Origin of the sequence: Moraxella bovis, from assembly GCF_002014975.1 — a bacterium.
Lineage (GTDB): Bacteria > Pseudomonadota > Gammaproteobacteria > Pseudomonadales > Moraxellaceae > Moraxella > Moraxella bovis.
The window spans coordinates 22,518-37,239 of the sequence record NZ_MUXV01000030.1 but is presented as its reverse complement, the minus strand read 5'-3'; the positions used below and the strand labels follow the sequence as shown (position 1 = coordinate 37,239).

Sequence of the window (14,722 nt, the reverse complement as noted above, 5' to 3'; positions counted from 1 at the left end):
AAGCATCTAACTTAATAACCCCAAAGTTTAAAACTTTGGGGTTTGTTTTAGTTTTGGGTCTGAAAGTTTTTTAGACTGGATTATTGGGAGATGTTTTTGGTCGAGCTTTGCTAATTCAACGGAACAACCCGAAGCACTTCTTCAAGCGTGGTAACGCCCTCTGCCACACGTTTTGCTCCTTCTATGCGTAACGGTAACACCCCTTCACTATACGCCTGTTTTTTTAGGTCGTCAAGGCTTGCATCTTTGGCAACCAATTTTTTAAGCTCATTGGACAACGGCAAAATCTCATACAGCCCGATTCTCCCTTTATAGCCTGTGTTTCGGCACTCATCACAGCCCACAGGCATGTAGATTTTGGACGGAACAGGAGCGTTCCACGGAGTGACAAGCCCGCGCCATTCGTCCGCTAGGGGCGAGTTTTCGCTCACGTCTTGGGCGGATTTGCAGTGAGGGCAAAGCGTTCTGACAAGCCTTTGAGCCATAATGCCCAAAATGGTTGCCGATGTCAAAAACGGCTGAACGCCCAAATCATGTAGCCGTGTCAAAGAGCTTGGAGCGTCATTGGTGTGCAAGGTGGATAACACCAAATGCCCCGTCAGACTTGCCTGCACCGCCATGTCTGCCGTCTCGCCGTCTCGGATTTCGCCCACCATGATGATGTCAGGGTCTTGTCGCATGAGCGAGCGAATGCCGTCTGCAAAGTGCAAATCAATCGCTGAGTTAATCTGCATCTGATTAAAAGACGGCTCAATCATCTCAATGGGGTCTTCAATAGTACAGACATTCACTTTTTCGGTGGCAAGTTGTTTGAGTGTGCTATAAAGCGTCGTGGTTTTGCCTGAACCTGTGGGACCTGTTACCAGAATAATGCCGTTGGGGTGGGCGGTGAGAGCGTGCCACGTTTCTAGTTGTTTGCCCGTCAAGCCAAGCTGGGCAAAGGTGCGTACCAGCACTTCGGGGTCAAACACACGCATCACGAGCTTTTCGCCAAATGCGGTGGGCAAGGTGGACAGACGAAGTTCGGTTTCTAGCCCTTTTGGCGTGCGTGTCTTTAAACGTCCATCTTGGGGCTTTCGTTTCTCAGCAACGTTTAATCGTCCCAAAATCTTGATACGAGCGGTAACAGCCGTCAAAATCGCAGCAGGCATCTCATAGACGGTATGCAGTACCCCGTCAATTCTAAATCGCACCTTGCCTGTCTCACGGCGTGGCTCCAAGTGAATGTCGGAAGCTCGCTGTTCAAAGGCGTATTGCAAAAGCCAATCTACGACTTTGACGATGTGTTGGTCATTGGCATCAGGATTGCTGTTATCGCCAAGTTGAAGCAGGGCTTCTACATTGGTAATGTCCGCACTTGCCTTTTTTTGGGCGATGTCCGCCCCTTGTATGGCACGGGTGACCTGATAGAACTCGGCACGGTAGCGATTGAGCTGTTCAGGTGACAGATAAACGACCTTGATGGTTTTGGGGCGGACGATGTGGCTGATGTTGGCATGCCAATCATGATAAAAAGGTTGGTCAGTGCCGATGATGACTTCTGTATCGGTCACGGCAATGGGCAGAATGTACTGATTTTTGGCGTACTCAAAGGACATGATACCCGTCACACCCGGCACATCCACTTTTAGGGGGTCAATTCGCACCACGTCCACGCCAGCTTTGCCCGCCAACCATAGATTGAGCTTATCTACAGTTAGGGGCTGATGGTCTAATAAGCTCGTGAGATTAAAACGGGCGATGTTTTGGACGGGGTGTAGGGCAGGGTCGTTGCGACTGGTGATGACAAGATTGTATGATTTTTGGTCAATGCGACCTTCTTTTAATAACTCATCCAAACACCAACGCAAATCGACGATTAGGGACAACTCAGTCATGACAGCTCTATTTGTGATAAATAAATACTATTGTAACATGAATTGATGGGTGTATTTCAATTTTGTTTGGTCGTACGTTTGGTCGTACGCTGTGTAAAAATGCCATGATGGGGCGTGCTATCATGGCATATCTGTGTTTCGGCTGTGGCTTGGCTCTCTGGCTGGTATTGTGATGTTGGGCTAGATAAGCTGTGCCAAAAGCGTTACTGCGTTTTTTGCTGATTGGGGGTGGGACTGGCAGAGTTTGTCATGGCAGAAATGCGTTTGGTGACGACAAGGGCGATGGGAATGCTTACCACAAGCCCTGCGACCACGACTCCAAGCACCGTTTGCATATTGGTCATGTCATTGACAAACACCATAATCATCAAGACGCCAATGAGTACAGTAGAAGCAATCGAAAAAATGGCACTAAATAGTGGAATGTTCATGGTAAATCCCCTAGCATTTTTGTGGATAAAATCTATATGCTATTTATACACCTTTTTTACATGAATGTTAAGCATTTTTATCAAAAATTCCATAATTTTTATAAGGATTTTATATTAATTCCAAAAAGTTATTAATTTAGTCAGTCTTTCAACTAAATTTTGTGAAAAATTGGTTAAAATCACTGTTAATTATGGCGGTTTGTGATAAAATTAACTGTTTATTTATCAAATTCGCCCCATGATTTTTAAAAATCACAGGCAAGCTACGAGATACGACCATGACAACCGCTCACTTAACCAAAACCATGCAACTGACCGAAGTACGTCAAGCCTTTATTGATTTTTTTAAAAGCAAAAACCACACGCCTGTGGCATCATCAAGTCTCATTCCACACAACGACCCCACGCTATTATTTACCAACGCTGGCATGAACCAATTTAAAGGTACCTTTTTGGGTCTAGAAAAACGGGACTATCAGCGTGCCGTGTCATCACAAAAATGCGTGCGTGCAGGGGGCAAACACAACGACCTTGATAATGTCGGCTACACCGCCCGTCATCACACCTTTTTTGAAATGCTCGGTAATTTTAGCTTTGGCGATTATTTTAAAAAGGACGCCATTGCCTTTGCGTGGGAATTTTTGACTGATGACAACTGGCTTGCCTTACCCAAAGACCGCCTTTATGTAACCGTCTATCACACCGATGATGAAGCCTTTGACATTTGGCATAAGGACATCGGGCTTGCCCCTGAGCGGATTATTCGTATTGGCGATAAAGGTGGGCTTTATCAGTCGGATAACTTTTGGGCGATGGGCGATACAGGACCTTGCGGGCCTTGCTCCGAGATTTTTTATGATTATGGCAAGCATATGGAAGGCGGACTGCCCGGTACGCCTGACGAAGATGGTGACCGCTATGTGGAGATTTGGAACTGCGTATTTATGCAGTTTAACCGCCAAAAAGACGGCACGCTAGAACCCCTACCCAAGCCGTCTGTGGATACAGGCATGGGCTTAGAGCGTATCAGCTCGATCATGCAGGGTAAATGTGGCAACTATGAGACGGATTTGTTTGTTAATCTCATGAATGCGACCGCCCAAGTGATTGGCGTGGAGAGCACCTATGAGTCGTCTTTTAAGGTCATTGCCGACCATATCCGTGCCGTGTCGTTTCTCATCGCTGACGGTGTCCGCCCAAGTAACGAAGGGCGTGGCTATGTCCTACGCCGTATCATTCGCCGTGCGGTACGTCATGGCAATAAACTGGGAGCGGACGGGGCGTTCTTTTATAAACTTGTCCCTGCTCTTATCAAGGAAATGGGCGAAGCCTATCCGCAATTGATTGAAAAACAAGACGAAATCGGAGCGGTGATTTTAAAAGAAGAAGAACAATTTGCCAAAACATTGGCACAGGGCTTACGTCTGTTATCGGGCGAATTAGAAAGTCTAAACACAGGCGATACCTTGACAGGGGAGACGGTGTTTAAGCTATATGATACCTATGGTTTCCCAACCGACCTAACTGCCGACATCGCTCGTGAGCGTGGCGTGGGCATTGACGAAGACGGCTTTAATGTGGCTATGGAAGCCCAACGTACCCGTGCCAGAGAAGCGGGCAAATTTGACGTGGACTACACAAGTGCCATTAAAGTAGAAACTCCAACCGAATTTGTCGGTTATGACCTGCTAGACAACCAAAGCCAAATCATAGGCGTGTACCAAGACGGCAAGGCGGTAGAGTGTTTGGGCGAAGGCGATGAAGGTGTGATTGTGCTGTCTGCCACGCCATTTTATGCCGAAGGTGGCGGTCAAGTGGGCGAGACAGGTGAGATTAGCACGTCCACAGGGGTGTTTTTTGTCGAAGACACCAAAAAATCTGGCACGGCAATTATCCATTATGGCACGGTAAAAATGGGCGAGATCACCCCAAATCAGTCTGCCAACGCCCAAGTGATTGCCGACGTGCGTAAAGCTTCCGCCAAAAACCACTCCGCCACACACCTGCTCCACGCAAGCCTACGTGCGGTGCTGGGCACAGGCGTTGCCCAAAAAGGCTCGCTGGTATCGGCAGACGTGCTACGTTTTGACTTCTCTTATGATAAACCAATCAGTCATGATGAGCTTACCACCATTGAGCGCATGGTAAACGAGCAAATCCAAAAAAATACCCCTGTGCAGATTGAGTACCTACCCATTGATGAAGCCATTGGCAAAGGGGCAATGGCTTTGTTTGGTGAAAAATATGGCGAAACCGTGCGTGTTCTTACCATGGGGACAAATGCCGATAACTCTACGTTCTCCATTGAGCTGTGCGGTGGTATCCACGTGGCTCAAACAGGCGATATCGGTCTGTTTAAAATCGTCTCTGAGAGTGGTATCGCCTCGGGCGTTCGTCGTATTGAAGCCTTGACAGGCATGGGAGCGGTGCGTTATGTGCAGACAGGCGAGACGATTTTGGGTAATTTGGCAACGAATTTTAAGGCAAAACGTGGTGAGATTGAAACTCGTGTCGGTAGCCTTGCCGAGCGTAACCGTGAGCTTGAAAAACAGCTAGAACGCACCGAGCAAAAACTGGCAAGCCTACAAGCAGTATCGCTACTACAAAAAGCGGTCAAAGTGGGCGAGATAAATCTACTCATCGCCAAAGTGGTAGGCGTGGACGGCAAAGCCATTCGTGGGCTGATGGATACCCTAAAATCTCGCCTTGACGGGGTGATTGTACTGGTGGGCGAGAGTGATGATTTGGCACTGTCGGCAAGCGTGGCGAAGGGCTTGACTGATAAGGTTAAGGCGGGCGACATTATCCGTCATTTGGCGGGCGAATTGGGTGGTAAAGGTGGCGGTAAACCTGACTATGCCCAAGGTGGAGCAAGTAAGGTTGATGGGCTTGATAAGGTGCTTTCGGAGTTGCAAGGCGAGTTGGCGAGTAAATTGGCGTAAGTAATTTGGGAATGTGTAGGGGTGAATTACAATTCGCCCGTACAATTTTGTACTACAATCCCAATTTGTAAGGTGCGTAATACGCACCGAGTTTATGCTGATTGCACAAATTGGTGCGTGGTACGCACCTTACGCCAAAAACTTTTTAATTAGGAAATTGCAATGGTTATTAAAATCGTACGCTATACCACTTGTTTGATATTCTTTTTGTTAATGCTTGGTAGCATTGATGAAAGTACTGTTTGGACATCAATCAGTTTTGACTGGCATAGCAATGACGATTGATGAAAAAACCATTTGCCAAAAATTTAAAGTTAAAAATTATTGGATTTTTTATGCGGTGTGGATTTTTGTGGCGGTGATGACAGTGGTAGTGGCGTTTTATTTTGAATTACAGGGGCATAATTTGTAATGGCATATTATCAAGAATATAAATACGATTTTCAAACAAAGAAAATTGGTGCAATTCTTATTATAGTGAGTATTTCTTTATGGATTGGCAATATTAATTTATATGCAAGCTCATCAAGTTTTATGAATAATTCTGCAATCTTTTTTGCTATTATATCGGTATTATTTACAATTCTTGGAATATATGCTTTAATTTTTTTAAAACCAACATCTATCACATTGACAGATGATAAAATTTCCCTTTATGAGAAGCCTTTTTCTAAAACTGAAACAATCATTTATTATCAAGAAATTACCAAATTAAAAGAGAAACAAATTAACAAAAATCAATGTTTGTTGATTTTTGTTAATCACAAAAAATACAAGCTCATTCGTGAATTTTTTGAAAGTATTGATGAATTTAATGAAGTGGTAGAATTGATTCGCACAAAAGTTTAATTTTCCAAAGCCATTCTGATTTACAAGGAAAAATTATGGCACTAATCGTCCAAAAATACGGTGGTACTTCCATGGGGAATACCACCCGTATCAAAAATGTCGCCCAGCGTGTCAAACGCTGGCACGACCACGGTCATCAAGTGGTGGTGGTGGTTTCGGCAATGAGCGGCGAGACCAACCGACTCATCGGTCTGGCTCGTGAAATTTCAAACGACCCAGACCCTCGTGAATACGACCAAATGGTCGCCACAGGCGAGCAGGTATCTATTGCCCTACTTGCCATGGCACTAAAAGATTTGGGCGTGGACGCCAAATCCATGACAGGTCGTCAAGTCGCCATTAAGACCGACACCACGCACACCAAAGCACGCATTGAGCATATTGACGCTGACAACCTAAAACAAGAACTCGCTGACGGTAAAGTGTTGATTGTGGCAGGCTTTCAGGGCGTGAACGAACACAACGACTTGACCACGCTTGGACGAGGTGGCTCGGACACCACAGGTGTTGCCATCGCTGCGGCGTTAAAGGCGGACGAATGCCAAATTTATACTGATGTGGACGGCGTGTACACCACCGACCCCCGAGTGACTTCTAAGGCGAAAAAACTTGACAAAATCACTTTTGAAGAAATGCTAGAAATGGCAAGTCTTGGCTCAAAAGTGCTGCAAATCCGCTCGGTAGAATTTGCAGGCAAATATAAAGTACCTGTACGGGTACTGTCTAGCTTTGATGAAGGCGATGACGGGGCTTTTGATGATGAATTTAAACAAACTTTTGGTACACTGATTACCGCTGATGAAGGAGATACTATGGAAAAAGCGTTAATTTCGGGCATTGCCTTTAACCGTGATGAAGCCAAAATCGTTGTGCTGGGTGTGCCAGACCGCCCTGGTATTGCCTCTGCCATTTTAAGTCCGATTGGCAAAGCCAACATCGAAGTGGACATGATTATCCAAAATATGTCCGAAAATGGCGTAACCGATTTTAGCTTTACCGTACCTCGTGGCGACTTTGACAAAGCCATGAAAATCCTGAACGAACAAGTCAAAGACGACATCGGAGCCATCGAAGTAGTAGGAGCGAGCGATGTGGTTAAAGTCTCTATCGTGGGCGTGGGTATGCGTTCGCACGCAGGCGTGGCAAGCAAAATGTTTGAAACATTAGCGTCCCAAAACATCAACCTACAAATGATTTCAACCTCCGAAATCAAAGTCTCTGTACTTATCAAAGAAGAGCATTTGGAAAAAGCGGTCAAATCACTACACACCGCCTTTGGGCTTGACCGTGAAGACGGTGAGAGTAAGGTTGCAGGGCTGTAATTAGCAATTATGTAACAATTTGGTTTATTAATCATAATCATTACGTAAAAATTGCCAAAAAAAGCTGACAAGTTACCCAAGAAGTTTTATAATAACAACTTGGGTAATTTTTATTTTTTGCTTTTTAGCATTGTTTTTATAGCAAGGAGCTATTATGTTAATCCTAACTCGCCGTGTTGGTGAAACCCTAATGATTGGTGATGAAGTCAGCGTTACTGTGCTGGGTGTCAAAGGCAACCAAGTCCGCCTTGGTGTTAATGCCCCTAAAGACATCGCTGTTCATCGTGAAGAGATTTATCAGCGTATCCAACACGAACGCTCTATGCAAATGCACATGAGCCACCTAGAACAAGGCAACTTTGCCCCACCATCATTTGATGACGACGATTATTTTAATCGCTAATGGATGCATGATGAATCACACTGACATTTCACGGCTATTAAATGGTATTGAGCAGGGCAGTTTGACGTTCAAAGACGTGCTTGCCTTTATTGATGCCAATTATACTTATACGCCTGTCGCCTTTCATAATGGCGAAGCGGTCAATCCTGCTGACACCAACGAAGGCTCTGCCAAGGTGTTTAGCCTTGCCAAACTGCACGGTCTAAATCAGCTTGACACCTTAAAACTATTTGCCGAGCATTATCAGGCGGTGCTAGACACGCCAGACGGCACCGACCACGCCAATATTCGTAGCTTTTTGCATTATGGCTGGCAAGGGTTTGGTATGCCTGTGAGTGCTTTGACCGCTCGTTAATTTTGTAAATTTGATAAAATAAGCCCGATTTTAAAATTTTACTTGAAATATGAGTGAAATTGCTGTAAAATTTGGGCTTTGATTTTTCTGTCACTTTCTATTTATTGTCGCCTTTAACAATAAAGATGAAATGACATCACTAACAAGTTTGAATAATCCGCCTAGTCCATACCTAATTTGTGGCGATTGTTTAAACGGCACAACCGATACCGCTCAATATCCGTGCCACATCGTAATATAGGAGTTCATCATGTCTCGTGTATGCCAAGTTACTGGAAAACGCCCACTAGTGGGTAATAACGTATCTCACGCTAACAACAAAACCCGTCGTCGTTTTTTGCCAAACCTACACAACCATCGTTTTTGGGTAGAATCTGAAAACCGTTTTGTGCGTCTTCGTGTATCTTCAAAAGGTATGCGTATCATTGACAAGCACGGCATTGACAAAGTGCTTGCCGATTTGCGTGCCCAAGGTCAAAAGATTTAATTTAGCAAAAGGATAATACCATGAGAGATAAAATCAAACTCGTTTCTACGGCTGGCACTGGTTATTTTTATACCACCACCAAAAACAAACGCACCATGCCTGGCAAAATGGAAATCAAAAAATTTGACCCAAAAATTCGCCAGCACGTTCTATTTAAAGAAGCAAAAATCAAATAATTTTGCCCTTTAATTTAGAAAATCGCTTAAAACCAAATTCGGTATTCGGATTTGGTTTTTTGTTTGCTGATAAAATAGCATTATTCCAAGATTTTGCCCCTAGCAAACTTGATATATGCCACGGATTTGTAGGAATGTGCTGAGCACGCCCTTTGATGACATTACTGCACAAGGCTACATCCAAATATCATTGTGTTTATAGGGCGTGCCTAACCTTTATAACACAATTTAAAATATAGAAATGTTTTAGAAATAAAACAATGTTTTTCCTTGAAAAACGGGCGATTTTCCTCATTTTTCATTGCAAATACAAAAGGCAGGCACGCCCTAGTAATTTTAAAGTTTATTGGGTGTATATTTTAAAATTAAGCTCTGGTTCAAAAAGTATGCTACAAGGAAAACCGTTCGTGGTGAGCTTGGGAAACCTAACGGTTTTCCTACCCGCAGGCAGGCTTAGGGCGAACGGAAAACCTAGTTCAGCATACTTTTTAGACTACTACCTAAAATTAAAAGAGTATAGATGGAGTGGGGCGGATATCATATGATTTATTTAGACAAATAAAAAATCCTTAGAAAATATTTAAGGATTTTAAATGGATGGTGCCCGGGGCCGGACTTGAACCGGCACGCTCAAAAGAGCGAGGGATTTTAAATCCCTTGTGTCTACCAATTTCACCACCCGGGCGGATTACTAAAATAAAAGTAATCAAAAATGGAGGCTGAGGTCGGAATCGAACCGGCGTACACGGAGTTGCAGTCCGCTGCATGACCACTCTGCCACCCAGCCTTGTCTTGGTCAGTCAATGACCTAAGTGGTCGCTATAATATCATGTTTTGGTAAAATTGCAAGTATTTTTTAAAAAATTTTAAAAATTTTCGTCAAAAGTTCGTAAAAAACGGTCGTATTGTTCACAACTAGCCCGAAAAATCAAGTGCTTTTTTGGTATTGATGTCAATAAAACTCATAACTTTTAGGATAAATTAGAGTATAATAGTCAGGTTTAGCTGTTTTTTGAAAAAACATGCATTTTATCCAAAATGCAATGGCTTTAGCGTTTTACTTTTGTTGGTTAATTTTCATTATAATATCATAAATATGAATTTTGAAAATCTATAAAAGCGTGTAATCAAAAAAGTAAAACCCTAAAACTCTTTTTATGATTACTTTAAAATATTTATAGTAAGCAGGTATTTATGAAATTTAATTTAAAAGTATTAACATTCTCTGTGCTTGTGGCGACCATCGCCCTAGTGGGCTGTGGTAAAAACGACCAAGGGGCAGGCGGTGCAGGAGCGGGGGCAGGTGCTGCTCAGCAAATGCCCCCAGCGACCGTAGAAGTGCAGACGGTGTCGCTACGTTCAATACCCGTGGTTAAATCTTTCTCAGGGCGTGTGACAGCGGTTGAGACATCCGAGGTGCGTCCACAGGTGACGGGTATTATTGAGTCTGTTGCTTTCCATGAGGGTAGTTATGTCAAGGCAGGGCAAGAGCTGTACCGCCTAAACCGTGATAATTATATCAGTGCTGCTAACAGTAGTATCGCTGCCATTCAGACAGCGGAGGCGAGCTTGATTAGTGCCAGAGCCAGTCTTGCCGCCCAAGAGGCGACCCTTGCCCAAGCTCGGGCAGATTTGGCGCGTGTTGAGAGCTTGGTGGGTATCGATGCGGTATCAAAACAGCTGTATGACCAGCATAAGACCGCCGTGAGAACCGCACAGGCAAATGTCGAGGCTGCCAAAGCAACGGTCAATCAAGCCAATGCGTCAATCAACAGCGCCAAGGCAAACCGTGATGCCAGTCAGCTTGACATGAGCCGTACCATCATTCGAGCTCCGATTAGCGGTAAGATTGGTATTTCGGCGGTCACGGCAGGGGCATTGGTCTCCGCCAGTCAAGTCACACCACTGGCGACCATCTCACGCACTGACATGGTGTATGTGGACATCAGTCAGTCATCATCAGAGCTACTAAGACTGCGTCAGCAGATGGCAAGCGGTCAAGCCAGTGAGGGCTCAACAGAGGTACAAATCGTTCTAGAAGATGGCGAGACCTACCCGCTCATTGGACGTTTGGCACTCTCAGATGCCAGCGTGGATGAGGCGACAGGAGCGGTCAAGCTAAGAGCGGTGTTCCCGAACCCTGACGGACTGCTTATCCCAGGGATGTATGTCAATGCCAACCTGGCCCAGTCAGTGGTGCATAACGCCATGCTACTGCCCCAAACTGCCATCATTCGCACACCCAAAGGCGAAACTCAGGTCTATGTGGTCAATCAAAACAAACAAATTGAAGTGCGTAATGTCAAGACCGCAGGCACGTTCCAAGGTCAATGGGTAGTAACCGATGGTCTGACCAATGGTGATAATGTCGTTGTGGTTGGCGGTGCTAAGGTTAAGCCTGAGCAGGCGGTTGAGACACGACCCTACTCACCAAACGGTCAAAATCCCCAAGGAGTAGGTCAAGCCCCCGCCCAAGGACCTGTACAGAACCCTAACCAAGCCCCAAGCCAAGCTCCACAACAAAGCAAAACCAGTCAGCAAGGACGGCAAGAGCAACAGGCACCAACAGCTCCTACTCAAAACCGAGCACCGACAGATGATAGTGCTGAACAAGCAGAAGCCCAAGCGATGGCAGATGCTGCTGATGAAGTGGCACAATAGGGGTAAGTGATGTCAAAGTATTTTATTGAACGACCCATTTTTGCGTGGGTCATTGCTATTTTGATTATGCTTGTGGGTATTATTGCGGTACGCAGTTTGCCCATTGAGCAGTACCCGCAGATTGCCCCGCCAACGGTGTCAGTCAATGCCGTCTATCCAGGTGCTGATGCCGAAACAGTGGAAAACACCGTAACGCAGGTCATTGAACAGCAGATGAAAGGGCTTGATGGACTCATGTATATGTCATCAAGTTCATCAGCCAATGGTTCGGCGTCTATTACGCTTACCTTTGAAAATGGGGTCAATCCAGACACCGCACAGGTGCAGGTGCAAAACAAACTGCAAGCAGCGACCAGCTCTCTGCCTGCTGATGTACAACGTCAAGGCGTGTCGGTAAACAAGTCGAGCAGTAGTTTCTTGATGGTGGCGTCCTTTGTGTCAGAAGATGGCAGTATGACCCAGTCGGACATCGCCGACTACATTAACTCAAATGTGGTGGACAGTCTCAGCCGTGTCAATGGTGTGGGTTCGCTAAACGTGTTTGGCTCGCCTTATGCCATGAGGATTTGGCTAGACCCTACCAAATTATCATCTTATTCACTCATGCCATCTGACATCTCAGCAGCGATACAGTCGCAAAACGTGCAGGTGTCAGCAGGTCAGCTTGCCAATTTGCCAACCGATCTTGATCGCCAAGTGATTAATGCTACTGTAAGTGTGCAGAGCTTTTTACAAACACCTGAAGAATTTGGTAACATTTTGGTCAAAACTGACACGTCAGGGGCGAAAGTTTATCTAAGAGACGTGGCGGATATTGAGCTGGGTTCAGAGAGTTATGCAGTAAAAACCCTCTATAATGGACAAGAAGCTGCGGGTATGGGTATCATGCTCGCTTCTGGTGCCAATGCCTTAGAAGTGCGTGAAGCGGTACAACAAAGGCTTGATGAGTTATCACAAGGCTTTCCTAAGGGTTTAAAAATTGTCGTACCTTATGACATCACACCGTTTGTAAAATTATCCATCAAGCAAGTGGTGATGACGCTATTAGAGGCGATTGTGTTGGTATTCTTAGTCATGTTCTTATTCTTGCAGAACTGGCGTGCGACCATCATCCCTACACTTGCCGTGCCTGTGGTTATCCTAGGAACATTTGCGGTACTGCTGTTTTTTGGTTTTACCATTAATATCTTGACCATGTTTGCGATGGTGCTTGCCATCGGTCTGCTTGTTGATGACGCCATTGTTGTTGTGGAGAACGTCGAGCGTATCTTAGAAGAAGACCCGAATATCTCGGTCAAAGATGCAACCATTCAGTCAATGGGTGAGATTAGTAAGGTGGTTATTGGGATTGCCTTGATTTTGTCAGTGGTATTTGTACCGATGATTTTCTTTGGTGGTTCGTCTGGGGTGATTTATCGTCAGTTTGCTGCAACTCTTATCACCAGCATGTCGCTGTCGGCAGTGATTGCACTGGTGTTCACCCCTGCTTTATGTGTGACCATCCTAAAACGCCAAGCTCATAAAGACATCCATACTCAAAAAGGCTTTTTTGGTTGGTTTAACCGCTTTTTCTTTAAAGCCAGTCGCAGTTATGAGAACTTTGTTGGTAAAACCTTTAATGCCAAATGGCTCTTTGCCATCGCCTATGCAGGTGTGATTGCGGTATTGGCACTGATTTTTGTGCGTTTGCCAAGCTCATTTGTACCAGAAGAAGACCAAGGTATGCTGATGACATTGGTGCAGCTGCCAGCAGGTTCGACGCTTGACCAAACTGCTGCGGTCATGGAAAAGGTGGGTGGCTACTTTCGCGAACAAGAGGCGGATAACGTAGAGTCGGTCTTTACCATCTCAGGGTTTAGCTTTGGGGCAAGTGGTCAAAATGCGGGTTTAGCATTTGTTAAATTAAAAGATTGGAGCGGTCGTACCTCGGATGAGAGTGTAGCACAGGCGATTGCAGGACGTGCCATGGCACTTAATGTCATGATTCCAGAGGCGACACTTGTGTATCCAATTGCCCCGCCTGCGATTCAAGGTTTTGGTAATGCCAGTGGCTTTGATTTACAACTCCAAGACATCGGCGGTGTGGGTCATGCTAAGCTGTTGGAAGCTCGTAATATGCTACTTGGTATGTCTGCTCAAAACCCAACTGTGGCAGGTGTCCGCCCTAATGGTCAAGAAGATGCTCCTAAGCTCAAAGTTAACATCAACCAAGAGCAAGCAGCTGCCTATAACCTAAATATGGCAACCGTCAATGCCACGCTTGCCCAAGCCTTTGGTGGTAGCTATGTTAATGACTTTATTGACCGTGGTCGCATCAAAAAGGTCTACATGCAAGGTAATCCTAACAGCCGTGCCACGCCTGAAGACATCAGCAAATGGCATGTGCGTAATGCCGCGGGGCAGATGATTAGCTTTGGGGCATTCTCAGACAGCGAATGGCAATTTGGTAGCCCTGGCTTAAACCGCTATAATGGTCTGTCATCACTAAATGTCCAAGGTGCCGCCGCCCCTGGTAAGAGTACGGGTGACGCCATGCTTGCCATGGAAGAGATGATTGCACAACTGCCTGAGGGTATTGGTTATGAGTGGACGGGTCTGTCACTAGAAGAGCGTAAATCAGGCGGTCAAGCATTGCCACTTTATATCATCTCTATGCTGGTGGTATTCCTATGTTTGGCGGCGTTGTATGAGAGCTGGTCGATTCCATTCTCGGTCATGTTGGTGATTCCACTGGGAGTTGCCGGTGCGGTCATCTTTACCATGCTGCGTGGCTTTGCCAATGACGTGTACTTACAGGTGGGTCTATTGACGGTCATTGGTCTGTCCGCCAAAAACGCCATTTTGATTATTGAATTTGCCAAAGAAATTCAAGAGTCGGGCAAATCCTTAAAAGAGTCGGTCATGACAGCAGCTCGTATGCGACTGCGTCCGATTATCATGACATCGCTTGCTTTTGGTATTGGTGTGGTACCACTGATGATTGCCACAGGGGCAGGCTCTGGCAGTCAAAACGCTGTTGGTACGAGTGTGGTCGGTGGCGTTATCACGGCGACTTTCTTGGGCGTGTTCTTTATTCCGATGTTCTATGTGTGGGTGCGTTCGATTTTTCCATACAAATACAAAAAGACAGCGAATGCGGACGTTCATAACGCTTAAGCGTGGCAACCAATAGGAAGACATTGCCAAATTAGCCTGCATTGTGTATCATGACATGATTTG

Annotated in this window: 11 protein-coding genes, 2 tRNA genes and 1 pseudogene; 10 read left to right on the top strand and 4 right to left on the bottom strand. The window is 45.4% G+C overall.

Features of this window, described 5'->3' with window-relative positions:
• Nucleotides 1-110: 110 nt before the first annotated feature.
• Nucleotides 111-1,877 carry a type IV pilus assembly ATPase TfpB gene (tfpB, locus tag B0182_RS07450; RefSeq protein WP_078274314.1) on the bottom strand — a complete coding sequence of 589 codons (1,767 nt, stop codon included), beginning with the start codon at nucleotides 1,875-1,877 and terminating at the stop codon, nucleotides 111-113.
• Nucleotides 1,878-2,080: 203 nt separating this feature from the next.
• Nucleotides 2,081-2,308: a hypothetical protein gene (locus B0182_RS07445; RefSeq protein WP_078274313.1), complete on the bottom strand. Its 228-nt coding sequence runs from the start codon at nucleotides 2,306-2,308 to the stop codon at nucleotides 2,081-2,083.
• A 278-nt stretch (nucleotides 2,309-2,586) separates the two neighbouring features.
• On the opposite strand from B0182_RS07445, the gene alaS reads away from it, so the two are divergent.
• The 8 genes and pseudogenes from alaS (at nucleotide 2,587) to rpmG (ending at nucleotide 8,842) form a co-directional block, all read left to right on the top strand.
• Nucleotides 2,587-5,250 (top strand): alanine--tRNA ligase, encoded by a 2,664-nt coding sequence (alaS, locus tag B0182_RS07440; protein WP_078274312.1) that lies wholly within the window; start codon nucleotides 2,587-2,589, stop codon nucleotides 5,248-5,250.
• A gap of 229 nt (nucleotides 5,251-5,479) precedes the next feature.
• Nucleotides 5,480-5,662 carry a hypothetical protein gene (locus B0182_RS13965; RefSeq protein WP_112742048.1) on the top strand — a complete coding sequence of 61 codons (183 nt, stop codon included), beginning with the start codon at nucleotides 5,480-5,482 and terminating at the stop codon, nucleotides 5,660-5,662.
• On the top strand, nucleotides 5,662-6,099 hold the full coding sequence (locus B0182_RS07435) for a hypothetical protein (protein WP_078274311.1): 438 nt from the start codon (nucleotides 5,662-5,664) through the stop codon (nucleotides 6,097-6,099). The genes B0182_RS13965 and B0182_RS07435 overlap by 1 nt, the downstream gene beginning before the upstream one ends.
• 35 nt (nucleotides 6,100-6,134) lie before the next feature.
• Entirely contained in the window at nucleotides 6,135-7,421 is a 1,287-nt protein-coding gene (locus B0182_RS07430) for an aspartate kinase (protein ID WP_078274310.1), read from the top strand.
• A 154-nt stretch (nucleotides 7,422-7,575) separates the two neighbouring features.
• A pseudogene (gene csrA, locus B0182_RS07425) lies at nucleotides 7,576-7,743 on the top strand (carbon storage regulator CsrA); the annotation flags it as partial.
• A gap of 91 nt (nucleotides 7,744-7,834) precedes the next feature.
• Nucleotides 7,835-8,179, top strand: coding sequence for a HopJ type III effector protein (locus tag B0182_RS07420; protein WP_078274309.1), 345 nt, complete (start codon nucleotides 7,835-7,837; stop codon nucleotides 8,177-8,179).
• 250 nt (nucleotides 8,180-8,429) lie between these two features.
• Complete coding sequence (gene rpmB / locus B0182_RS07415; protein ID WP_029102716.1) at nucleotides 8,430-8,666, top strand: 50S ribosomal protein L28; 237 nt, start codon at nucleotides 8,430-8,432, stop codon at nucleotides 8,664-8,666.
• Nucleotides 8,667-8,686: 20 nt separating this feature from the next.
• The gene (rpmG, locus tag B0182_RS07410) at nucleotides 8,687-8,842 is read left to right on the top strand and encodes a 50S ribosomal protein L33 (protein WP_003659281.1); all 156 of its coding nucleotides are present in this window, start codon (nucleotides 8,687-8,689) and stop codon (nucleotides 8,840-8,842) included.
• 598 nt (nucleotides 8,843-9,440) lie between these two features.
• Here the strand turns inward: rpmG and B0182_RS07400 are convergent.
• Both B0182_RS07400 and B0182_RS07395 read right to left on the bottom strand, forming a co-directional pair.
• Nucleotides 9,441-9,527 (bottom strand) — tRNA-Leu (locus B0182_RS07400).
• Between the two features lie 28 nt (nucleotides 9,528-9,555).
• Nucleotides 9,556-9,629 (bottom strand) — tRNA-Cys (locus tag B0182_RS07395).
• A 407-nt stretch (nucleotides 9,630-10,036) separates the two neighbouring features.
• Between B0182_RS07395 and B0182_RS07390 the strand changes: the two genes are divergently transcribed.
• Nucleotides 10,037-11,503 carry an efflux RND transporter periplasmic adaptor subunit gene (locus B0182_RS07390; RefSeq protein ID WP_078274307.1) on the top strand — a complete coding sequence of 489 codons (1,467 nt, stop codon included), beginning with the start codon at nucleotides 10,037-10,039 and terminating at the stop codon, nucleotides 11,501-11,503.
• Nucleotides 11,504-11,512: 9 nt separating this feature from the next.
• Nucleotides 11,513-14,659 carry an efflux RND transporter permease subunit gene (locus B0182_RS07385; protein WP_078274306.1) on the top strand — a complete coding sequence of 1,049 codons (3,147 nt, stop codon included), beginning with the start codon at nucleotides 11,513-11,515 and terminating at the stop codon, nucleotides 14,657-14,659.
• Nucleotides 14,660-14,722: the final 63 nt, after the last annotated feature.